The following is a 22,820-nucleotide window of genomic DNA, read 5'->3' on the forward strand; positions in this document are numbered from 1 at the left end:
CCGCCTTGACCACCGAAGCCACCCTGACCACCAAAGCCACCGCCTTGACCGCCACCGAAGCCACCTTGACCACCGCCAAAGCCACTCTGACCACCAAAGCCACTACCTTGTTGACCACCACCAAAACCACCTTGACCGCCAGCTACAGGCGCGCCTGCTGGACGAGGGTTACGTGCTGGAACTACTGTTGAAATCGCATGTTTGTAAACCATTTGGCTTACTGTGTTTTTCAATAAAACCACATATTGGTCAAAAGATTCGATATGACCTTGTAATTTAATACCGTTTACTAAAAAGATAGAAACTGGAATGCGCTCTTTACGAAGCGAATTCAAAAAGGGATCTTGTAAAGTTTGACCTTTAGACATGTCGTTACTCCAAAAAAAATAAAAATGTAATCAGCGCAAAAACTATCTTTAATTTTTTAAATTTATAAAAAAGATAGTTCGCAAATTTTGCTTTATCTGTAACAGATACGCAAGTCTTCTTGAGCCTGCTTTAACGTTAAAAAAGTGGTGAATTTGTGATTTTCTCTTAATGAACGTAACCAAGTATATTGACGCTTAGCCAATTGTCTTGTAGCAAATAAAGCCTGCTCACGCATTATATGCTGATTATTGTGATTTTTGTCACTATTTATCAAGAAATTGAGCGCTTGTCGATATCCAACACAACGCATTGAGGGAATATCTGGATTTAAATCGTATTTACCAATCAACGACTCAACCTCATTTAAAAATCCAATTTCCCACATATCATTGAGTCTTTGCTCAATTCTCTGATGTAATTCTAACCGATCTGGTAGCAAAGCATAATTATGAAATATGTAACGGTATGCTACATTTTTAGGCTGCTGTGCTTGCAACTGAGTAATTGGAATACCTGTTAAGCGAAAAACTTCTAGAGCACGAATAATACGCTGTTTATCGCTCACCTTAAACTTCATTCCTGCTTCGGGGTCAACTCGGCATAATTCTTCATAGACATCTTCCCAGCCTAATTGTTCTGCTTGAGCCATAATTTGGTCTCGAATCTGCTGATCTGCACTTGGAAGTTGATCAGATAATCCTTCAAGCAAAGCTTTGAAGTACAACATCGTACCACCAACCAAAATCGGAATTTTACCTTTAGCATGAATTTGATCAATCAGACGAGTAGCATCCTCTACAAACTCTGCTGCTGAATACACTTGCAGCGGTGTAATAATATCAATTAAATGATGCGGGTATTTTTCCTGCTCTGCTTTGCTTGGCTTGGCTGTACCAATATCCATATCCTGATAAACCAGAGCAGAATCGACAGAAATCAGCTCAAAACTCCCTTGCTCATAGAGCTCACATGCCAAAGCGGTTTTACCACTTGCAGTTGGACCCATTAAATTGATGACGGGCAATGTATTTGGCATGTAACTCTATTCTCCTCGAGCAAATAATTTATCTAGTTGTGCCAGTGGAAATGCTCGCCATGTCGGGCGCCCATGATTACACTGGCTGGCAAATTCGGTTTGTTCCATCTGGCGCAGTAGCGCATTCATTTCGGATAAACTCAATTGGCGATGCGCACGTACAGCACCATGACATGCCATACCTGCTAGTAATTGATCCCGCTTTTGCAGTAGTCCCTGCACTTCATCATTTGGATCTAAATCGTTGAGTAATTCAGGAATCAATTGTGAGAAGTCTGCTTTATGCAAAATGGCAGGTACACCACGCACAATTGCCTGCTCATCTCCGTACTGATCTAATTCCAAACCCAAACGCTGCAACTGTGGCTTGAGTTCATCAATTCGCATGGCTTGCATACGGCTAATGGAAATGACTTTAGGAATTAAAAGCTGTTGTGATGTCCAAAACTCAGGTTTATCCCATGCTTGTTTCATCTGTTGCAACAAAATTCGTTCGTGTGCAGCATGCATATCGACAATAATCAAGCCTTGGGTATTTTGCGCCAAGATGTAAATACCATGTAACTGTGCAATGGCAATACCTAAAGGATATTCATCCTGTGGATTTGATGGAGAAGTTAAAGCTTCTTCAGTTTGACGCAGCGGCGTTAAATAGGTTTTTAACGCATTATTAGCCTGTGGGCTTGGCTGATAATTCGCCATCGTTGAGCGTTGATACTGCACAGGTTCGACTTTTGCTTGATCAAACTCGGTCATCAACTCAGTCGATGGCTGAGGTATTTCAATTTGTGGCTGTTTAGCGGCATACTCTGCATACTGATGCAGAACGAACTGTTCCTGAATTTTCGGCTGAGCCAATTCTACAGTTGTACTCATCGCTTGCGCTAAATCTGCACTTGCCGTTTGAAACCGCGCCAAAGTATCTTTAGCATAATGTCGTACAAATTCATGTACTTCACGTTGATTTAAAAAGCGAATTTCATGTTTGGTTGGATGTACATTCACATCGACATTTTCAGGTTCAACTTCTAAAAATAGTAAATATGCTGCATGTTGATGCCCATGCAAAATGCCATCGTATGCCATACGCAGTGCATGGGAAATGGTTTTATCTTTAACAATCCGACCATTCACATAAACATATTGCAAATCTGCCTGGGCTCGCGCATCAGATGGATGCCCTAACCAGCCGCTCAAGCGCATCGAAATACTTTCAGCATCAATCCAGTACGCATTTTCAGTAAAAGAGCGACCTAAAAGCTGTTGCACACGTTGGAAACGCAATTCACCACTATCGGCAATCGGTAAATTCAAGCGAATCTGATCATTGTGTTCAAGTACAAAACGAATATCAAAATGCGTGAGTGCCAAACGGCGTACAACTTCTTCAATATGCCCAAATTCGGTACTCGGCTTTTTTAGAAATTTACGACGTGCGGGAACATTAAAAAATAAATCTTGCACACGAATCTGTGTACCTTGGTTACTAGCAACAGGTTTCACGTCTTGCACATCAAACGCAGTGCCATTGACTTCAACCTGATAACCAATCCCTGACTGATCTTGGCTACTGGTCAAACTTAAACGCGATACTGCGGCAATCGATGCCAACGCTTCTCCGCGAAACCCTAAACTAACAATCGCGTGTAAATCATCAGCAGTCTGAATTTTACTGGTAGCATGGCGCATCACTGCAAGTGGCAGATCTTCAGGGTGGATCCCTGAACCATTATCCATGATTTCAATCAGCGTGCTGCCGCCCTGTGCCACCCGAATAATCAATTCTGTTGCTTGGGCATCAATTGCATTTTCCAGCAGTTCTTTAACCACAGATGCAGGGCGTTCAATAACCTCTCCTGCGGCAATCTGGTTAGCAAGCGCAGGGTTTAATGTATGAATCCGCCGCATGGCATCATCCAACGACATTGAAAGCATCCTGAATCTGTAACAATACTTGTGGATCTTGGGCAGTTAAAATTACGCTACGCTGCAATTCATCATCTTCATTTTTTAAAATTTCGATACTCAGATCGGCATCTGGAATTTCATCACCGCCTTTACTTGGCCACTCAAAAATAAATAATGCGTTTGGTGTTTCCAGATAGTCACGAATCCCCATCAATTCCAATTCATACGGATCATTAAGACGGTACAAATCAAAATGAAATACCGCATGTTCGGCGATTTGATAAGGCTCGACAAGCGTATAAGTCGGGCTTTTGACTGCGCCTTTGTGTCCAAGTTTTTGTAAAAAATAACGCGTCAGTGTGGTTTTGCCTGCACCCAAATCACCCATTAGATAAATCACGCCTTGTGAGAAATGGTCAGCTAATGCTTGTGCAAGTCGTTGCGTATCCTGTTCAGAGGCTAAAGAAAGTTGCAAGGTATTACTCATAACGCTGGAAATAGTCAATAATGCTATGCTTATGATAGCATTGCCCCCTATGAAAACCTACCACCTGTTATGTCAGTTGCTGTGCCATGAATAAATCTGATTTCACTCCACCCATGATGCATGGTGTTACTGCCAGTAAAGTATTTTTAATGCCACAGACTGAACATGACACAATTTTTGCTTTTCTCTGTGCACATTTTCCGCATATTCAAGCAACAGAATGGCAACAACGCTTTGATGATGGTTTAGTTTTTGATTTGTCAGGTGAAAAAATCACTCGGCAGACACCTTACCAAAGTAATCGACACATTTATTATTATCGTTTTTTAGAAAATGAAATCGTTGTTCCGTTTGAACACCAGATTGTTTTTAAAAATGATGACTTACTGGTGGTTGATAAGCCACATTTTCTAACCATGACACCTACAGGACAATATGTACAACAAACGCTTTTGGTTCGTCTAAAGCAACAAACTGGCAATGCTGAATTAACTCCAATTCATCGACTAGATCGCGAAACAGCAGGAATTGTATTATTTTCCAAACGACCTGAAACACGCGGTGTATATCAACAACTGTTTGCAACACGACAAATCGAAAAAATCTATCATGCGATTGCCCCCTACCGTGCTGAACTCAAGTTTCCCATCAGAACGCGATATCGTATGGAAAAAGGCCAACCTTTTTACACCATGCAAATTGTTGAAGGCACAGTCAATAGTGAAACTGATATTGAACTTTTAGAACACAATCAAACCTGGGCGAAATATCGCCTCTACCCAAAAACCGGAAAGCAACATCAGTTACGGGTGCACTTAAATGCATTGCAAATTCCAATTCGCAATGACCCATTTTATCCTGTTGTTGCACATAAAGCAGACGATGATTTTTCTCAGCCACTTCAGCTTCTTGCTAAAGCACTTCACTTTTATGACCCAATTACCAAGCAAGAATTGAGATTTACATCACAAAATGATTTATTTTTGTAATGACACAACCATAACATATGCATTGAATTTCGTTATGATTTGATTAAAATGGATCAATACTTATTTTTGTTCTGGTTTTAGCCATGAGAAAAACAGAAGTCTATCAAGTGCGTTTAGACTCACAAGAAAAAAAACAGGCTTTTGCAGTATTTAAGCAATTGGGGATTACGCCTGCACAAGCCGTTCGTTTATTTTTCAAACAAGTTGTTCTCACAAGATCTATTCCTTTTTCGATAGAAAATCAGAATATTGATTTGGATCAACTCCTCAAACTAAAAAAATATCAGCTGACCGCAGCAGCATCTCTTGTCGAATCAGAAGCCGATCATCAAGATATTTTTGATGAACTCGATGCAATTTTAAAAGAAAACTCTCAGAATTAACGGTATTACATTTTTCTACAATACGCATAATTCTTTGAGTTTTTTTTTGCTATTCTCAAAAAGAATAATAAATCAAATACAGCAATGGAGTATGCCATGATTGTAAGACGTGCAACTGCTGAAGATCTACCACAACTCGCGGTGCTATTTGATGAATATCGACAATTTTATGGAGCGTCCTCTCATATTGAAGAATCACTCAATTTTCTAAAACAACGTTTTGACAATAAAGAAAGTGTTATTTTTATTCATATTAAAGACGATGTTTTTACCGGATTTATTTTGCTTTATTTAGGTTTTTCTTCTGTGACCTGTTCAACCTACTACATTTTAGATGATGTTTATGTCACACCTGCCTATCGACGCCAAGGTTCTGCACAACAACTGATTGATACAGCGATTCACTTTGCTCGCTATGAAAACGCACTGCGCATTACGCTTGAAACCCAAAAAACCAATCTCATTTCCCATAAACTCTATGAAAAAATGGGTTTTGTGAAAGATCAGGAATTTCAGACCTTTCACTGTTTTTTAAAGTAACCTAATCTTGTATACGTGCTGTTGCTAACTCAACCTGCTCAGGTGTGAGATAAATCCATTCACCATGTTTAAGTTCTTCTGGTAATGCAAATTGCCCTACCCGATGGCGGTGCAATTCAGTGACTTTATTGCCAACTGCTGCCAACATACGCTTGACCTGATGATAAACACCCTGATGAATGGTCATGCGCAATTCATGCTCAGATGTTTGTTGAAGCTGTGTGGCTTGAAAAATTCCTTTTTCATTGCGTAGTTCAACACCTTGTTCTAATTGCTGGATTTGCTCTGAGGTAATCGGATCGGCTGTGGTCAGCCAATATTCTTTATCGACATGTTTTTTAGGGTGAGTCAGTGCCTGTAAAAATTTACCATCATCGGTCAGCAAAATTAAACCAGTTGTGTCCTGATCCAGTCGCCCAACGGTTTGAATACCACGTTCGCGCAAATATTCTGGAAACAGCTCGAATACGCTAAAATGATATTGTGCTTGGTGTGAACATTCATAACCTTGCGGTTTATTTAACGCAATATAGACCTGTTCACGGTACAAAGCGTGTTGTTGCCCGACCTGAAATTGCAAGTTTTGGGGATCAATCTGCATTTTGGGTTGGTCGCACACCTCACCTGCAATCTTAACCATACCTTGTTTAATTAAACTCTGGCATTGCTTACGCGAACCAAAACCTTGAGATTGCAAAATTTTTTCCAACAACACGATATTTTATCTCAATGTTTAAATGTGCAGTATTTTACGCAATTTTTGAGGAATAATCTCGATTTATGAAAATTCCGACTATTTCAGTTAGAATACTTGGCATTTGAACTGACTGAGAATTGTGGATGACTTCATCTTTAGATTTAAATTTAATCGCGCTGATTGTCTTACTTGCCTGCGGTGTTCTTAGTCACAACACGTCTATCACTATTGCCAGTGCTGTACTGATTGCTGTCCGTATCTCCCCACTCGAGCAATATTTCCCATTCTTACAAACCCATGCGCTCAGTCTAGGCATCACCATTTTAACCATTGGTGTACTGACTCCCATCGCAAGCGGTAAAATTCCGGGAGAAATGATCTTAAAATCATTTATGAGTTATAAATCCATCTTAGCCATTGTGATTGGCTTAGTTGTGGCTTGGCTCGGTGGTCGTGGTGTCAAACTCATGAGTAATCAACCCGATGTTGTTGCAGGATTACTCATCGGAACTGTGGCTGGGGTGGCTTTACTCCGTGGTGTCCCTGTAGGCCCATTGATTGCGGCGGGTATGTTATCTCTACTGATTAACCACTCGTAAAATTTTTTAAATGTTATGCTCTCAAAAGAGAGCATAAAGTGAATCCATCGAAATGGATCATTTAAGAAGAATAGTAACTCATTCTTTTTTGAGAAAATTTATCTAACTGTTTTAAAAATCCTTCAAAATAATTTTTTTCTTTATCTTCTGTACGAAAACCTGCATATAAAGTACGGCGCAAACCTTTTGGAGAAACGCAGTCTAAACGGCGACTGGTCACCCAGCCTTTCTGTTCGTATTCATTCACCACCCAATCTGGCAATGCGGCAATTCCACGTCCACTTGCCACTAGTTGAATCAGCATTTGGGTGAGATCGGTAGTACGAATGTTTTTTGGCTGAATGTTGGCAGGAATAAACAAGTGCGACATGATGTCTAAGCGGTGTTTATCAACAGGATAAGTAATCAGAGTTTCTTCCGCCAGTTCCTGTACGGTAATGCGACCGACACGCACTAAAGGATGCGTATTTGACAAGACTAGACGCGATTCGTATTCAAAAATTGGGAAATATTCAATACCTTTTAGCGCGATTGGATCTGCGGTAATCAGCAAATCAAACTCGCCACTTTGTAGTAATTCATGCGGGTTGGATTCAAATGCAGAAGCAAAATCCAGATCTACATCGGGATATTGCTGACGATACTGGTTGAGCAGTGGCATGAGCCAGTCAAAACAACTATGGCACTCCGATGAAAAAATAATCCGTCCCGTTTGCCCATGCACAATACGGGTAATATCACTTTGGGTAATCTGAATTTGCGGCAAAATATCATCGGCAAGTTTTAACAGGCGCTGTCCGACATTGGAAAACTGCACGGGACGACTACGGCGATTGACCACTTCTACGCCATACCACAAGTCTAACTCTTTCAACTGATGCGAAATCGCAGAAGGTGTCAGGCACAGATCATTGGCAGCAGACACCAACGAACCATGCTCTCTTAAAGCAATTAAAGTTTTTAAATGTCGAATTTCTAACATACAGCAATCTTAAATTGAATTTAATTCACTATAACATGAAATTAATTAGTTTGCCTCAACATGAATTCTATTCCACTATTATTCCATCAAATGAATTCTACTAATATTTAGTTTTAGGTAATCTTCCATGACCATTCCAACTCATATTTTAGGCTACCCACGCATTGGGGCAAAACGCGAACTTAAATTTGCCGAAGAAGCATATTGGAAAGGTGAAAGCACTCAATCTGAGTTTTTAAGCAAAGCGCAAGCTATTGAAGCAAGCAACTGGCAGGCGCAAGTCGATGCGGGCTTATCTTTATTGACTGTTGGCGATTTTGTCTTTTATGACAGCATTTTAACCCATGCTGTACGTTTAGGTGTAATCCCTCCACGTTTTGATGAAGCAGCAAAACTCAACCCAGTCGACCAACAGTTCTATTTGGCGCGTGGTCGCGCACCTGTTTGTACTGACGTTGCAGCACTTGAAATGACCAAATGGTTCAACACCAACTACCACTACTTAGTGCCTGAATTTACAGTCAACCAAACATTTACAGCTGACTTTTCTGACTTGTTTGCTCAAATTGACCGTGCAAAAGCATTCAACACCCCATTAAAAGTGGTTGTTCCTGGCCTGCTCACCTTCCTGTATTTGTCTCGTATCGTAGATGATCAGCAAAAAATAGAAGAAACTCATGTATGTGGTTATGGTTCAGAACACAAAGACATTGCCGCAGACAAAGCAACTTTACAATTTGTAGATGCTTTAATTCCTGTTTATGCGCAATTGTTTGACGAACTAAAAGCGCGTGGCGTAGAACATGTTCAAATTGATGAACCGATTTTAGTTCTGGACTTGGCATCTGAATGGCAAGCCGCATTTGAACGCGTATATAACCTGTTACAACGTCGCGACGGCTTAAAACTGATTGTCACCACGTACTTTGAAACTTTAGGTACGAACCTGAATCTGGCAGTCAATCTTCCTGTTGCAGGCTTGCACATCGACATTACCCGTGAAAAAGTAGGCGAATTTTTCTGGAAGAAAGTGATTGACCAGCTGCCAACTCATAAAATCCTGTCTTTAGGCGTGATCAATGGTCGTAGCGTTTGGGCAAGTGACCTACCTGCACTGAATGAAGTGGTTGAAACTGCAAAGAAAGCGCTTGGTGATCGTCTATGGTTGTCAACGGGTTGTTCATTACTACACGTTCCTGTCGATTTAAACTCTGAACAAGTGCCTGCTGCAATTGAGGGTAAATTGGCATTTGCACGTCAAAAACTCGATGAACTGGTGGCTTTGGTGACTGGCAACATTTATGCCAATGAAAAACTCAACAAAACAGCTCAATCCGCATTTGAGTTAGTCGGTCAATCTCGCCCAGAACCTTTTGCAGTACGTTTCAAAGTTCAGCAAGAGAAATTCAACTTGCCGTTGATTCCAACCACAACCATTGGTTCATTCCCGCAAACGGCTGAAATCCGCGCCGCACGTGCCGCATGGAACAAAAGCAACTTATCCAATGCCGACTATGAAGCAGCCATGAAAAAAGAAATCACCTATGCGATTGAGCAGCAAGAACAACTTGATCTTGACGTACTTGTCCACGGCGAAGCTGAACGTACCGACATGGTTGAATATTTTGCAGGTTTATTAGACGGTTTCTGGTTGTCTAAGTTTGGTTGGGTTCAATCGTATGGTAGCCGCTGTGTACGTCCACCTATTATCGTGGGCGATATCACTCGTCCAAATGCAATGACTGTAAAATGGATCAAATACGCCAATTCATTGACGGACAAAATCGTCAAAGGCATGCTGACTGGCCCTGTTACGATTTTGAACTGGTCTTTCCCACCAGCATACCGTACACGTCGTGAAGTCTGCTTACAGTTGGCCGAAGCAATTCGTCTGGAAGTTGCAGACCTGCAAAATGTGGGGATTGAAATTATTCAGATCGACGAAGCTGCATTCCGCGAAGGCTTACCACTTCGTAAAGCAGATCAGGCTGAATACTGGGATTGGGCGGTGAAATCATTTAAACACTGTTCAAGCAGCGCCAATGTGAGTACACAGATTCATACTCACATGTGTTATTCAGACTTCAAAGACTGCTTACCGCAAATCACCGCAATGGATGCCGATGTGATCACCATCGAAACTTCACGCTCTGGCTTGCAATTACTTGAAGTGTTCCATCAGCAAGGTTATCCAAACGCGATTGGGCCAGGTGTATACGACATTCACAGCCCTCGCACACCAAGCGCTGACAACATGCGTACAGTCATTGATGGCGCACTACAAACCATTCCCGCTGAACGTTTATGGATCAATCCAGACTGTGGTCTGAAAACACGTAACTGGGAAGAAACACGCGCTGCATTGAAACAGCTTGTCGACATGGCAAAACAGGTTCGTGAAGAACTTGCTACATAATAATAAAAAACAATAAGATCAAGTGTCTAAGTTCACTTAGGCACTTTTTTATGCTTTGTACAATGCTAAAGCCTAACTCTATTTATATTCAGAATAATCAGGTTTTTGAATACGATACAGACCACAATTCCCTGAAAACAAATAAGCCAATAAACAGGTAATGACCGCATAAATAGAGACAGAAGTTCCGAATAATTCTATCGCCAAGACAATCGAGGTCAACGGCGCTTTACTCGCACCAGAGAACAAACTCACCAAACCCAAGCCTGCCAACAAAGACAGTGGCAAAGGTAAAAATTGACTCAAGCCATTACCTAATGTTGTTCCCACAAAAAATAATGGCGTAATTTCTCCACCTTTAAACCCTGAACCCAAAGTAATCGCAGTAAAGACTGTTTTGTTAATAAAATCAGTCATCGGCAATGGGACTTGAAATGACGCAATAATCGTTGGGATACCCAAACCATTATAATGCTGATGACCTGCCAACAAAGTCAGCAACATAATGATGATACCGCCAAGCATCGGACGAAATGGGATAAAAGTGACATACTTGGCAAACAAATCACCGACGGTATGAATCGCCACAATAAAAAAACGTGTCACCAAGCCAAAGATTAAACCTGCGACAATTAAGCTTAAAATGACAGATAAATTGAACTCAGGAAAGCTGGCAATTTTATAAAAACGATGCGGATGCAAGATGTGAAAAAACTCAGGTACACTTGCCGCAACAATAGAAGAAACAAAACAAGGAAATACTGCAGAATAACGCAAACTGCCTAATGCCGTAATCTCCAGACCATAAATCGCACCTGCCAATGGCAAACCAAAAATGGCTGAAAAACCAGAACCAATACTGGAAATCAGAAAAATCTTGCGGTTATCTTTGGATACTCTAAGCAACTGGGCAATATGATCAGTCAATGCCCCTGAAAGCTGAACCGCAGGTGCTTCCCGCCCTGCTGAACCACCAAAAAACTGGGTTAAAATCGCAGTAAAGAAAATCAGTGGACTCATACGTTTGGGAATAAATGAACGAGGCTCATGAATTTCATCAATCAGTAAATGCGTACCCCGTTCAATGGGCGTGCCATAGCGATAAAATAAAAAACCAATTCCCAAACCGACAAAAGGTAAGAAAAAAACTAACCAGGGATACGCTGTCCGAACTTGGGTTGCCAAATCAAAACAAGTAAAAATGAGCGTAGATGCCAAACCCGAAATTAGCCCGATTACTGTCGATGCAACCAACCAATACAGTGAATATCGAATAATTTGCTTATATTCAGAAGAAGGGAAAATTTTCATTGTGGTCACATGCCGCAAAGCAGCGATTTACCAAGGCGAGTTGAGTATGGGGCAGCTATTTTAGCATGAGTTGTTTTGATTTGAGTTGGCGTTTTTAACCAAACAAAAGAAGCCCTGAATCATTCAGGGCTTCTTTCAGATATACGATAAATTATGCAGTCAATTCATTCACAGCGGCTACAACAGCATCCGTTGTAATTCCGAAGAATTTAAACAAATCTTTAGCAGGTGCAGACTCACCATAAGTCGTCATGCCAATCACTTTGCCATCTAAACCAACAAATTTCCACCAGTAGTCAACATGCGCAGCTTCAACTGCAACACGTGCACGCACGGCAGCAGGAAGTACAGCTTCACGGTATGCAGCATCTTGCTTCATGAACTCTTCAGCACATGGCATAGACACCACACGCACACCTTCAAGTTGTGCATAAGCCTCCATTGCCAAAGCAACTTCTGAACCTGTTGCAATGATGATGGCTTTTAACTCGCCTTTTTCTTGAGCAAGAACGTAACCACCTTTAGCCGCATTCGCAATTTGTTCAGCAGTACGAGTTTGGAATGGTAGGTTTTGACGAGAAAGGATCAACGCTGTTGGGCCATCTTTACGAACCAAGGCAGATTTCCATGCAATCGCAGTTTCAATCGTATCTGCTGGACGCCATGTATTTAGGTTTGGTGTACCACGTAAAGATGCAATTTGTTCGATTGGCTGGTGTGTTGGGCCATCTTCACCAAGACCAATAGAGTCATGTGTATAAACATGAATTACACGTTGTTTCATGAGTGCAGACATACGCACAGCATTACGCGCATATTCCATAAACATCAGGAATGTTGCAACATAAGGAATGAAACCACCATGCAATGCAACGCCATTGGCAATTGCAGTCATACCGAACTCACGTACACCATAATGCACATAGTTACCCGCAGCGTTGTCTTGCACGCCTTGGCAACCTTTCCAAAGTGTCAGGTTAGAACCTGCCAAATCCGCAGAACCACCTAGAAGCTCAGGTAATAATGGGCCAAAAGCTTGTAACGTATTTTGGCTTGCTTTACGTGTTGCAATGGTTTCTGCTTTTTCATTGGTTTGAGCAATGAACGCATCCGCTTGAGCTACAAATTCAGCAGGCAAATCACCCTCAATACGGCGAAGTAATTCTGCTGCTTCAGTTGGGTATTTTGCTTGGTATGTTGCAAATACAGTATTCCAAGCCGCTTCTGCTTGAGCACCCTTCGCTTTAGCATCCCATGCTGCATAAATATCAGCAGGAATTTCAAACGCAGCTTCAGTCCAGCCTAAAGCTTGACGAGTTAATGCAATTTCATCATTACCGAGCGGAGCACCGTGGCAATCTTCTTTGCCTTGTTTATTTGGTGAACCTAAACCAATAATAGTTTTACAGATAATCAGCGTTGGTTTATTGGTTTCAGCTTTGGCTTCAACAGTTGCTTGACTGATTGCAGCAGCATCGTGACCATCTACACGTAGAACTTGCCAGCCATACGCTTTGAAACGTTGTTCTGTGTCATCACTGAACCAGCCTTCCACTTCACCATCAATTGAAATGCCATTGTCATCGTAATACGCAATCAATTTACCAAGTTGCAGTGTACCTGCCAAAGAACATACTTCGTGTGAAATACCTTCCATTAAGCAGCCATCACCCAAGAAACAGTAAGTGAAGTGATCAACAACGGTTAAATCATCTTTGTTAAATTGAGCAGCCAAGGTTTTTTCAGCTAAGGCAAAACCAACAGCATTCGCAATCCCTTGACCTAAAGGACCTGTAGTCGTTTCAATACCAGGTGCATAGCCATATTCTGGGTGACCAGGCGTTTTAGAATGTAACTGACGAAATTGTTTCAAATCTTCAATTGAAAGGTCGTAACCTGTTAAATGAAGCAAAGCATAATGCAACATAGAGCCATGACCATTTGACAATACAAAGCGGTCACGGTTTGCCCATTGTGGGTTGGTCGGGTTATGTTGTAAAAATTCACGCCAAACCACATCGGCGATATCTGCCATCCCCATTGGCGCACCAGGATGCCCTGAATTAGCTTGTTGCACTGCATCCATCGCAAGTACACGAATTGCATTTGCAATACGACGTTCGTTTAAAGGGGTTGTCATAGGTCAGAATCCAAAAATTGAATGTTTAAAGAGAAATAAGTGAATTAAATATTCAAGACCCGACTATTGTCTTAAAAAAATGGTGGTGGGTAAAGCCTATTGCTGATGAATTCAACAAATCCCATGAAATTCTTTAGCAATTCACTCAGATTACATACAATCTGCAAAAAATCCAGCTTAATTCACTTAGCAACTATAACAATCTGTTTTTATTCTAAAATCACAATTTCTTAAATATTTCAAATAACTTATCAGTTTTGCGAATGCTGAATATCAGTAAAAAGAAAGCTATTTAGCAAGAAATTTATTCAATTTATTCAGGTTTCTCTAGTCGTATCGTGCTAGTCGAGGTAACATATTGCGTCTTTAAATTTACTGTGATAGGACTTTCATGCGCGAGTACGCTGTTTTTACTTCGGAATCTGTAAGCGAAGGTCATCCAGATAAAATGGCCGATCAAATCAGTGATGCTATTTTGGATGCAATTTTAAGAGAAGACCCATATGCGCGGGTGGCTTGTGAAACATTAGTAAAAACCGGTGCGGTTGTACTTGCGGGTGAAATCACAACCACTGCCAATGTCGATGTTGAAGCGATTGTGCGTAAAACAGTGAATGGTATCGGTTACCATCATTCAGATCTTGGTTTTGATGGCTCAACATGTGCTGTTATTAACATGATTGGTAAGCAGTCTCCTGAAATTGCACAAGGTGTTGACCGCCAAAAACCTGAAGATCAAGGTGCAGGCGATCAAGGTTTAATGTTTGGTTACGCAAGCCGTGAGACTGATGTACTCATGCCTGCGCCAATTTCTTATGCGCACCGTCTCATGGAACGTCAGGCTGAATTACGCCGCTCTGGTACATTGCCTTGGTTGCGCCCAGATGCAAAAAGCCAAGTGACTTTTGCTTATGAAAATGGCAAACCTGTTCGCCTAGATGCAGTGGTACTGTCAACACAACACGATCCTGAGATTTCACAAGCGAACTTAAAAGAAGCCGTAATTGAAGAAATCGTGAAAAAAATCATTCCTGCTGAAATGTTCCATGCAGGCACTCAATTCCACATCAACCCAACAGGTATGTTTGTGATTGGTGGTCCTGTAGGTGACTGTGGTTTGACAGGACGTAAAATTATTGTAGATACCTACGGCGGTATGGCGCGTCACGGCGGTGGAGCTTTCTCTGGTAAAGATCCATCTAAAGTTGACCGTTCTGCTGCTTATGCAGGTCGTTATGTTGCAAAAAATATTGTTGCAGCAGGTCTTGCTGACAAATGTGAAATTCAAGTGAGTTATGCAATTGGTGTTGCAGAACCAACTTCGATTTCAATCAACACATTTAATACCGCAAAAGTGGATGACGAAGTGATTGTTGCTTTGGTTCGTGAACACTTCGACTTACGTCCGTACGGTATTACTCGCATGTTGAACTTGATCCAGCCAATGTACAAGCAAACAGCAGCATACGGTCACTTTGGTCGCCAAGGCTCTGACACTGCATTTACATGGGAAAAAACTGACAAGGCCGAAGCACTTCGTCAAGCTGCTGGTCTGTAAGCGTAAATGTAGATACAGTTCAACTCAAAAATAGCTCGCTCTCAGCGGGCTATTTTTATGCCCGTTTTAATTTATTGTTTTTTCTCTGAATTTAACAAATCTGTAATCGTCTTTGACTCAGGCTCAACTTGATGATTATTAAAATAAAGTTTGCCTAGAGTAACTCCCAAAGCAATCACCACTCCAGCAACACAACAAAAGAACCAGAAGCCAAAAGGACTACGAATATTGTGAGAGCCACAATTTGGACAGGTGTTATCCGTTGCACGAACAACCTGATTACAACAGCCACAGCGATACTGATACATTACCTCCCCCCTTTAATTTAGATGAAGCGATTATGTCCAAGCCATTTTTTGATCATAGTCACAGAATAAAATTGCTTCAAGATATTTTTATGAATTTAGTCGAGTAAATTATTCAAAGATATTATCTATAGAGTTCGATGTATTCTCAGTTTAAAATAGCATCTTTATCGCAATCCAAACATCTCTAGCTTATGGAAAAACTTATTGTTAAAGGCGGTTTTCGTGAACGTGCCAATCGCCAGCGCAAATACCAAAACTCGGAAAATCAGCAAACAACTCTACAGCCACATCGCTATACAACAACTGATCAAGCACCTGCCACACCCAGCAAGACTCAAACGACGGAATCAGAGACAAAATCTGAACAATAAAAAACCGAATCTAAAGATTCGGTTTTTATACATTCAATTTAAAATTTAGTTTTTCTTTACATCTTTCATTTCAATTTTTTGACGGTCTGGATTCACTTCACGCGCTTCACCATCAATAACACTTGAATCATGCCTATTACCTTGGTGATTTTGTATGCCTTGCATTTGACGCATTAAATCTGCAAAAGGATTTTGAGCGTTCTGTTCACCGCCCATCATCTTATTCATCATGGCTTGTTGACGTTTTGCCATTGCTGACATTAGAGCATTGACCAACAGTTTTTGCACAGGAGGTAATAATACTAAAACAGCGATCACATCAGTGATTAATCCAGGAATCATCAACAAGATGCCTGCAACCGCAACGGCAATTTTACGTGTCACAATGGGGTCTGTCGCAAGCTGCCCTGTCATTTGTAATTGCTGTAACTGCGGCATAATGGTAGCTGCACTTGAGCGCAACAACTTAAAACCGATGACGAATGCAATGATGAACCAGAAAAACACATACCATCCACTAATGAAATGTGCTACACCAATCCATACCGCAATTTCAAGTATTGCGCCAATCAGCACAGCTAGTATTAAGTTCATGAAATTTAAGTTAATCCTTTCAAAATAAATCAGATATACTGCTTTTTTCAAGCTATCTTTTAACAATATGGGCATTCTTTTATTTTTAAAGCCCTAGAGATTTAGAATTATTGATTTTTACAAAAATACAGTCTTTTTTTAACTTTTACAGAATAAAGGACAATCCAATCAAAACCCATAAATTGCCCTCTATTCTTGTTCTCATACTCATTACCCCATGAGGGGAAATTCAAGTAAAAGCTTGTTTTACAACCTAGCAACGTCCTTTCTTCGCTTGTCCTGGTGGGCAAAAATTACCTCTATCTCCGTCATCACCATAACCGCCGTAGGAAGCATGACCAGGGTCGACCACAACACTTCCCGCTGGGGTATATACAGCACAGGCAGATAAAGACAAAGTGAATATCACGCCTAAACCTAAAAGTATTTGTTTCATTTACTTAACAGCCTTTTGATATTTTATTTCTGTATGATGTAACATTTATTCATAATAATCAGTATTATTTTGTTACTTATCTGAAAGTTGAATCTTGCAGAACTACAAATTCCTGCGGTTTCCAGCAGATTCAACTGCATAAATAATCATGAAACCCTATAATGAAAAATGTTTGTATAACACAGTGAATAGAATGTCATTAATTATTGGTATCGATCCTGGTTCTCGCCTGACTGGTTATGGGATTATTGAGCATCAGGGTAGCCAGCTAAAATTTGTCGATGCGGGAACGATTCGCACAGAAACTCAAGAGATGCCCGAACGCCTAAAAAGAATTTTTGCAGGGGTTGAACGTATTGTAAAATTTCATGGTCCAACTGAAGCCGCTGTTGAACAAGTATTTATGGCACAAAACCCTGACTCGGCACTGAAACTTGGACAAGCGCGTGGCGCAGCGATTGCTGCTCTCGTCAATCTTGATTTGCAAGTTGCCGAATATACTGCCCGCCAAATCAAGCAGTCTGTGGTCGGTTATGGTGCTGCGGACAAAGAGCAAGTGCAAATGATGGTCATGAAGCTTTTAAAACTCGAAATTAAACCTCAAGCCGATGCTGCCGATGCACTTGCTGCGGCGATTTGCCATGCCCATGCTTCAGGTAGCATGAGCAAACTTGCAGTACTGAATGCTTTAGGCGGTATGGCTCGTGGACGTAGTCGTTATAGCTCTCGCCGCCGTTAAGCTTATTGGGCAGCATTAACAACTTGATATACGGCTTGTGGCATGTGAGATGCCTGAATCCCTCGCATGCCCTGTTTCGCAAGTAAATCTCCTGCCTGCGCATGCAATGTCACCACTTGATGTAAAGCAACCTGCTCATGCAACTGTACTTTTAACCCTGCTATCATGCCTGCTAACGTATCACCCATCCCGCCTGTACCCATACCTGCATTGCCCGCAGTACACACCCAAAGCTGCTGTTTTTCCAACACTAAACTTCCTGAACCTTTGAGCAGCCATTGCCCTGAAAATTTGGCAGCCAATGCTTGAATTGCAGCCACCCGATCTTGTTCGACCTCTGCACTGCTACAACCCAACAAACGCGCAGCCTCACCAGAATGCGGCGTTAGATACATCTGTTCAGACAGTTGCATCGGCTGTTCGGCCAAGAACCATAAAGCATCTGCATCCAAAACTACTTCTAAATGCGTATGTTGTCGCAAAAGCTTAAACCATGCCTGAAACACCTGCCTTGACCAAGCATCACGCCCAAGCCCCATACCCAAACAGACGGCATCAACAGCGTGTAAAGTTTCATCAATCTGCTCGGCAGTAAAAGCTTCAATATCTCGCACCATTACATTTGGAGCACGTGCCAGTATGGCTGCATGATGTCGCCGATGACAAATCACACTCACCTTGCCTGCACCTACTGCAAAAGCGGCTTCAGCTGCCATAATCACTGCGCCGCCCATATCAGCATGCCCACCAATCACCAACGCATGCCCATAACTGCCTTTATGCCCAAAAGCCTGTCGCGGAGGTAAATCAATGGTGGTCGGTGATAACTGCGCTAAAGCATTTAACTGTGAATCGGGTGGAATCAGGGAGAGTAATTCTACCTGCCCTGAAAATTCTTTGCCTTGCCCTGTCAACAATCCAATTTTATAACCTAAAGCAGTCAAGGTCAGATCGGCTTTAATGGCACAAGGTAAAGGCTGACCTGTATTGGCATGCAAACCACTTGGAATATCCACACTGACTTTTAGCCCAGTACAACCATTAAACTGCTGAATGATCTGCTGCCAGTCCTGATGCAACTCACGGTTTAATCCAATACCAAACAAGGCATCGATATGAGCATCGTAGTGATCTGCTACATTAAAATGTGTATATAGGTTTTCAACTTTATCTTGTGCATACAAAAATGCCTGTTGCAATGCTGGAGAGTCACCACGTTCAGCCGCATAAATATCAACCTCATATCCTTGCTCTGCCAAGTAAGCAGCAATAAAATAACCATCTCCTGCATTATTGCCTGTACCACACCAGACTGCGATACGTTTTATCATCTTAGACTGCTGTACAAAATAGCCCAGCAAGTACACATGACTCTGCCATGCAACCTGTTTCATCAAGCCCAATGCGCTATTATTCTGAGCAAACCAGCGTTGCTCCCATGCTTGAATTTCACGGCTATGGTACACTTGCTGCTGCATGTTTATTCCCCTTGTTGTTATGCCGTCCACCATACCACTTCAACAATTTGATCCACAAGAATTAAAAGCATGGATTAAAGCTGAAGCTTTAGCACTTGGCTTTGCTGATTGTGTTGTTGCAAAACCCGCTCACCAAGACAAAGAAATGCCACGGTTTTTAGAGTATCTGGAGCGTGGTTATCATGCGGATATGCACTATTTAAACGACAATTTAGATAAACGCGCCGACCCGACCTTATTGGTACCTGGTACGCAAAGCATTATTTGTGTACGCATGAATTATTTGGTTGAAACCCCAAAACCTCGCTATGTGCCATTTGCACCAAACAATGCAATCATCGCCCGTTACGCCCGTGGGCGCGATTACCATAAAGTCATGCGTGGACGACTCAAGACTTTGGCACAAAAAATCCGTGAGCGTGTTGGTGACTTTGAAGCCCGGCCTTTTGCCGACTCGGCCCCTATTTTTGAAAAAGCTATTCATGAAAGTGCGGGTATGGGCTGGACGGGCAAACATACACTCCTCATTCAAAAAAAATCAGGGTCTTTTTTTGTTTTGGGCGAGTTATTCACTTCGCTCGACTTACCTGCCGATTCACCGACAACTGCGCACTGTGGTTCATGCTCAGCGTGTATAGATATTTGCCCAACACAAGCCATTGTTGAACCTTATATGCTCGATGCGCGCCGTTGTATTGCTTATTTAACCATTGAGTATAAAGGGATTATTCCTGAAGAATTTCGTGAAGGCATTGGTAACCGTATTTTTGGTTGCGATGACTGTCAACTCATTTGCCCGTGGAATAGCTTTGCGAAAGTCACCCCGATTGAAGACTTTCATCCACGTCACGGATTAGATCACGCTTCTTTACTCGACCTCTGGACATGGAATGAAACCACATTTTTACAATGCACAGAAGGTAGCCCTATTCGGCGGACAGGATTCCAAAGTTTTAAACGTAATGTGGCGATTGGTTTAGGTAACGCTCCTTATCATTCTGAAATTATTAAAGCTTTAGAACAAGGCAAAAACCTGCATGATGAAATTGTCAATTTACATATCGACTGGGCGATTCAGCAACAACTTAAAAAAGCTACTTCAACGCATTTTTTTAAATAACAAAATATAAGATGAATAAACTCCCTCATTCCAGATTGAATTATTTTTCACCAAAATAAAAAATCCAACAGGTAAATTCGAGGTTTTTGCAATGATCTTGCAATCAATCGCTTTAAATTCACAAAAGATAAGCAATCAAATTTTTTAACAAATTTTGGAAAGTTTTGCCCTGTTGTTTTTATATGAACGAGTTAATATCATGCTATTAACTTGATGCACAACAGGGCGATTATGCACGTGAGAAACGATTGGACTCGTGAAGAAATCCAAAAGCTATATGAACAACCTTTTCTAGACTTGGTGTTTGAAGCTCAGCGTGTTCACCGCGAGAATTTTTCTGCCAATACTATTCAAGTCAGCACGTTACTTTCAATTAAAACAGGGAAATGCCCTGAAGACTGTAAATACTGCTCTCAGTCTGCACATTATGACTCTAAATTAGAAGCCGAAAAACGTATTACTGTTGATAAAGTGATTGCTGAAGCTAAAGAAGCTAAAGAATCAGGTTCTTCACGTTTTTGTATGGGCGCAGCATGGCGTAACCCGCATGAACGTGACATGCCTTATGTGTTAGAAATGGTTAAAGAAGTGAAAGCGCTTGGCATGGAAACATGTATGACTTTGGGTATGCTCAACCAGTCACAAGCTGAACGCTTACGAGATGCAGGTTTAGACTACTATAACCACAACCTGGACACATCTCGCGAATACTATAGCAACATCATCAGTACACGTACCTTTGATGACCGCCTCAACACGTTAGACCATGTGCGTAACGCAGGCTTAAAAGTATGTAGTGGTGGTATCGTTGGTCTAGGCGAACAAAAACAAGACCGTATTGGTTTGCTGCATGAATTAGCAACACTGCCAATTCACCCTGAATCTGTGCCAATCAACATGCTTGTCCCAATTGAAGGCACACCACTTGAAGAAGTGGAAAAACTTGAAGTGACTGAGTGGATTCGTACCATTGCTGTTGCACGTATTATTATGCCAAAAAGCTATATTCGTCTATCGGCAGGTCGTGAGTCATTATCAGACACTGACCAAGCAATGGCATTTATGGCAGGTGCAAACTCGCTATTTTCTGGTGAGAAACTACTGACCACACCAAACGCAGGTGAAGGTCGCGACAAGGTACTGTTTAATAAACTTGGTTTAGTTGCTGAAAAACCAAAACTGAGCGCGGCAGAACTTTCTGTAGATGCAATGACTGAATCAGCTTAAAATTAAAAGCTAATTTCAAGAGGCGGTTTATACATATAAATCGCCTCTTTTTTTCATGTTTCAGGAAGTCACTAAAATTCCATACTTTGCTGTTAAATACATTCCTAGACGAATCTGATCAACACCTGCTGCATGCGTCACGGTCAGTTCTTGCTGTTGAACATCAAAATGTAATTCATCAAAACAATCCTGATGCTGCAACAACCACAGCATTGTATCCGCAATATTTTCATCGACAATATATGTTTCTGCCTGAAAATCTTTCATCATTTTTCTCTTTCACCCTACAACTACAGCCTATTTTAGCTGATGATTCTCACAAGAAATTAATCTCATTTTTTTAATTATTGCACATAAAAAAACACCATCAGTAAAGATGGCGTTGGAAAACTGGTATAATCTTAAACATGCATTTCATATACATCTTAAATTATATTAACACTTTAATTTTAAATATATTTTTAACAAAATATCGGTATACATAAAAGTAGCATGGGTTTTTTATAAAAACAATACAACTAAATAATAAAATTAAAACAATGAATATCCAAACATATCTTTTTAATGATTTACAAACAATCATATTAAAAATAAGGTATTGTTTATAAAGCATTAAATTAATCAAATAAAAATAAATTATTAGTCACCAGTATTCTTTTCATCTTTGTAACAAAAAACATTATTTTTCTTACTGAATCAGCAACATATCATGACAATATCAAATCAAACTATTAGTGATAAAAAATATCCAACTATGTATCTAAAACCTCTTTCATCAATCCAGTTTATTTCTCTTGTGCTTGATTGAAATATATTTTTCTTGTGCTCCACGAGCAAAAACAAAAAAATTTCAATCAATTATGAAAGAAACATATAAATTATTTTCATAGAAAAAATATTATAGATAACAGCATAATTAAACTCTTTTAATCATTTTATTGCTTGTATTTTCTCCATAAAAATTCCATCAAAGTGATAATGCCTATCAGTCAAGAAATAGAATACCATTTTCTTTTTTAATTTATGGTGTTATGCAATTCATACAAGCTTCATCTACAAGTTATCTTTTAAATAAAGAGGCTTTCAATGATATAAATGAAGAAAATTACCGAGTTTTGCGGCGAAGGATGAT

General features: G+C 40.8%; 23 protein-coding genes. 10 read left to right on the forward strand and 13 right to left on the reverse strand.

Annotated features, from left to right (window positions below; all coding sequences use genetic code 11):
- The 4 genes from hfq to tsaE form a co-directional block, all read right to left on the reverse strand.
- On the reverse strand, nt 1-368 hold a 368-nt coding region (gene hfq, locus E0H77_RS00005), incomplete at its 3' end, for an RNA chaperone Hfq (RefSeq protein ID WP_131373951.1).
- A 92-nt stretch (nt 369-460) separates the two neighbouring features.
- Nucleotides 461-1,405, reverse strand: a complete 945-nt coding sequence (gene miaA, locus E0H77_RS00010) for a tRNA (adenosine(37)-N6)-dimethylallyltransferase MiaA (RefSeq protein WP_131373953.1) — start codon at nt 1,403-1,405, stop codon at nt 461-463.
- Nucleotides 1,406-1,411: 6 nt separating this feature from the next.
- Complete coding sequence (gene mutL, locus E0H77_RS00015; protein WP_131373955.1) at nt 1,412-3,331, reverse strand: DNA mismatch repair endonuclease MutL; 1,920 nt, start codon at nt 3,329-3,331, stop codon at nt 1,412-1,414.
- Nucleotides 3,318-3,800, reverse strand: coding sequence for a tRNA (adenosine(37)-N6)-threonylcarbamoyltransferase complex ATPase subunit type 1 TsaE (tsaE, locus tag E0H77_RS00020; protein ID WP_131374799.1), 483 nt, complete (start codon nt 3,798-3,800; stop codon nt 3,318-3,320). Before tsaE ends, mutL begins: the two co-directional genes overlap by 14 nt.
- Before the next feature lie 86 nt (nt 3,801-3,886).
- Between tsaE and E0H77_RS00025 the strand changes: the two genes are divergently transcribed.
- The 3 genes from E0H77_RS00025 to E0H77_RS00035 all read left to right on the forward strand — a co-directional run bounded on the left by E0H77_RS00025 (nt 3,887) and on the right by E0H77_RS00035 (nt 5,712).
- A complete protein-coding gene (locus tag E0H77_RS00025; protein WP_131373958.1) occupies nt 3,887-4,789 on the forward strand; it encodes an RluA family pseudouridine synthase in 903 nt (300 codons plus the stop codon).
- Nucleotides 4,790-4,872: 83 nt separating this feature from the next.
- Entirely contained in the window at nt 4,873-5,172 is a 300-nt protein-coding gene (locus tag E0H77_RS00030) for a type II toxin-antitoxin system RelB/DinJ family antitoxin (protein ID WP_131314781.1), read from the forward strand.
- Between the two features lie 96 nt (nt 5,173-5,268).
- On the forward strand, nt 5,269-5,712 hold the full coding sequence (locus E0H77_RS00035) for a GNAT family N-acetyltransferase (protein ID WP_131373960.1): 444 nt from the start codon (nt 5,269-5,271) through the stop codon (nt 5,710-5,712).
- Nucleotide 5,713: 1 nt separating this feature from the next.
- Here the strand turns inward: E0H77_RS00035 and E0H77_RS00040 are convergent, their stop codons facing one another.
- Nucleotides 5,714-6,427 carry a pseudouridine synthase gene (locus E0H77_RS00040; RefSeq protein WP_131373962.1) on the reverse strand — a complete coding sequence of 238 codons (714 nt, stop codon included), beginning with the start codon at nt 6,425-6,427 and terminating at the stop codon, nt 5,714-5,716.
- Nucleotides 6,428-6,552: 125 nt separating this feature from the next.
- On the opposite strand from E0H77_RS00040, the gene E0H77_RS00045 reads away from it, so the two are divergent.
- Nucleotides 6,553-7,008, forward strand: coding sequence for a DUF441 domain-containing protein (locus tag E0H77_RS00045; protein ID WP_131373964.1), 456 nt, complete (start codon nt 6,553-6,555; stop codon nt 7,006-7,008).
- A 61-nt stretch (nt 7,009-7,069) separates the two neighbouring features.
- Here E0H77_RS00045 and E0H77_RS00050 read toward each other — a convergent pair whose 3' ends face one another.
- Nucleotides 7,070-7,990, reverse strand: coding sequence for a LysR family transcriptional regulator (locus E0H77_RS00050; RefSeq protein ID WP_131373966.1), 921 nt, complete (start codon nt 7,988-7,990; stop codon nt 7,070-7,072).
- A 127-nt stretch (nt 7,991-8,117) separates the two neighbouring features.
- On the opposite strand from E0H77_RS00050, the gene metE reads away from it, so the two are divergent.
- On the forward strand, nt 8,118-10,406 hold the full coding sequence (metE, locus tag E0H77_RS00055) for a 5-methyltetrahydropteroyltriglutamate--homocysteine S-methyltransferase (protein WP_131373969.1): 2,289 nt from the start codon (nt 8,118-8,120) through the stop codon (nt 10,404-10,406).
- A 78-nt stretch (nt 10,407-10,484) separates the two neighbouring features.
- On the opposite strand, the gene E0H77_RS00060 is transcribed toward metE, so the two are convergent.
- Both E0H77_RS00060 and tkt read right to left on the reverse strand, forming a co-directional pair.
- Nucleotides 10,485-11,717, reverse strand: a complete 1,233-nt coding sequence (locus E0H77_RS00060) for a chloride channel protein (protein WP_131373972.1) — start codon at nt 11,715-11,717, stop codon at nt 10,485-10,487.
- Between the two features lie 151 nt (nt 11,718-11,868).
- A complete protein-coding gene (tkt, locus tag E0H77_RS00065; RefSeq protein ID WP_131373974.1) occupies nt 11,869-13,857 on the reverse strand; it encodes a transketolase in 1,989 nt (662 codons plus the stop codon).
- A 391-nt stretch (nt 13,858-14,248) separates the two neighbouring features.
- Here tkt and metK point away from each other — a divergent pair, with 391 nt between their 5' ends.
- Nucleotides 14,249-15,415, forward strand: coding sequence for a methionine adenosyltransferase (gene metK, locus E0H77_RS00070; RefSeq protein ID WP_131314789.1), 1,167 nt, complete (start codon nt 14,249-14,251; stop codon nt 15,413-15,415).
- Nucleotides 15,416-15,486: 71 nt separating this feature from the next.
- Here the strand turns inward: metK and E0H77_RS00075 are convergent, their stop codons facing one another.
- A complete protein-coding gene (locus E0H77_RS00075) occupies nt 15,487-15,723 on the reverse strand; it encodes a hypothetical protein (protein ID WP_131373977.1) in 237 nt (78 codons plus the stop codon).
- 191 nt (nt 15,724-15,914) lie between these two features.
- Between E0H77_RS00075 and E0H77_RS00080 the strand changes: the two genes are divergently transcribed.
- Entirely contained in the window at nt 15,915-16,094 is a 180-nt protein-coding gene (locus E0H77_RS00080) for a hypothetical protein (RefSeq protein ID WP_131373979.1), read from the forward strand.
- A gap of 45 nt (nt 16,095-16,139) precedes the next feature.
- Here E0H77_RS00080 and E0H77_RS00085 read toward each other — a convergent pair whose 3' ends face one another.
- Together E0H77_RS00085 and E0H77_RS00090 are read right to left on the reverse strand one after the other, a co-directional pair.
- The gene (locus E0H77_RS00085; protein ID WP_131373982.1) at nt 16,140-16,688 is read right to left on the reverse strand and encodes an FxsA family protein; all 549 of its coding nucleotides are present in this window, start codon (nt 16,686-16,688) and stop codon (nt 16,140-16,142) included.
- 253 nt (nt 16,689-16,941) lie between these two features.
- The gene (locus E0H77_RS00090; protein ID WP_131373985.1) at nt 16,942-17,124 is read right to left on the reverse strand and encodes a hypothetical protein; all 183 of its coding nucleotides are present in this window, start codon (nt 17,122-17,124) and stop codon (nt 16,942-16,944) included.
- Between the two features lie 193 nt (nt 17,125-17,317).
- Here E0H77_RS00090 and ruvC point away from each other — a divergent pair, with 193 nt between their 5' ends.
- Complete coding sequence (ruvC, locus tag E0H77_RS00095) at nt 17,318-17,863, forward strand: crossover junction endodeoxyribonuclease RuvC (RefSeq protein WP_004901216.1); 546 nt, start codon at nt 17,318-17,320, stop codon at nt 17,861-17,863.
- Between the two features lie 2 nt (nt 17,864-17,865).
- On the opposite strand, the gene E0H77_RS00100 is transcribed toward ruvC, so the two are convergent.
- Nucleotides 17,866-19,341 carry an NAD(P)H-hydrate dehydratase gene (locus tag E0H77_RS00100; RefSeq protein WP_131373987.1) on the reverse strand — a complete coding sequence of 492 codons (1,476 nt, stop codon included), beginning with the start codon at nt 19,339-19,341 and terminating at the stop codon, nt 17,866-17,868.
- 19 nt (nt 19,342-19,360) lie between these two features.
- On the opposite strand from E0H77_RS00100, the gene queG reads away from it, so the two are divergent.
- Together queG and bioB are read left to right on the forward strand one after the other, a co-directional pair.
- Nucleotides 19,361-20,461, forward strand: coding sequence for a tRNA epoxyqueuosine(34) reductase QueG (gene queG, locus E0H77_RS00105; protein ID WP_131374801.1), 1,101 nt, complete (start codon nt 19,361-19,363; stop codon nt 20,459-20,461).
- Nucleotides 20,462-20,692: 231 nt separating this feature from the next.
- Complete coding sequence (gene bioB / locus E0H77_RS00110) at nt 20,693-21,688, forward strand: biotin synthase BioB (protein ID WP_131373989.1); 996 nt, start codon at nt 20,693-20,695, stop codon at nt 21,686-21,688.
- 60 nt (nt 21,689-21,748) lie between these two features.
- Here the strand turns inward: bioB and E0H77_RS00115 are convergent, their stop codons facing one another.
- On the reverse strand, nt 21,749-21,958 hold the full coding sequence (locus E0H77_RS00115) for a hypothetical protein (protein WP_131314797.1): 210 nt from the start codon (nt 21,956-21,958) through the stop codon (nt 21,749-21,751).
- Between the last annotated feature and the right edge of the window lie 862 nt (nt 21,959-22,820).

The organism is Acinetobacter brisouioides (genome assembly GCF_004331075.1).
In the GTDB taxonomy this organism is placed as follows: Bacteria; Pseudomonadota; Gammaproteobacteria; order Pseudomonadales; family Moraxellaceae; genus Acinetobacter.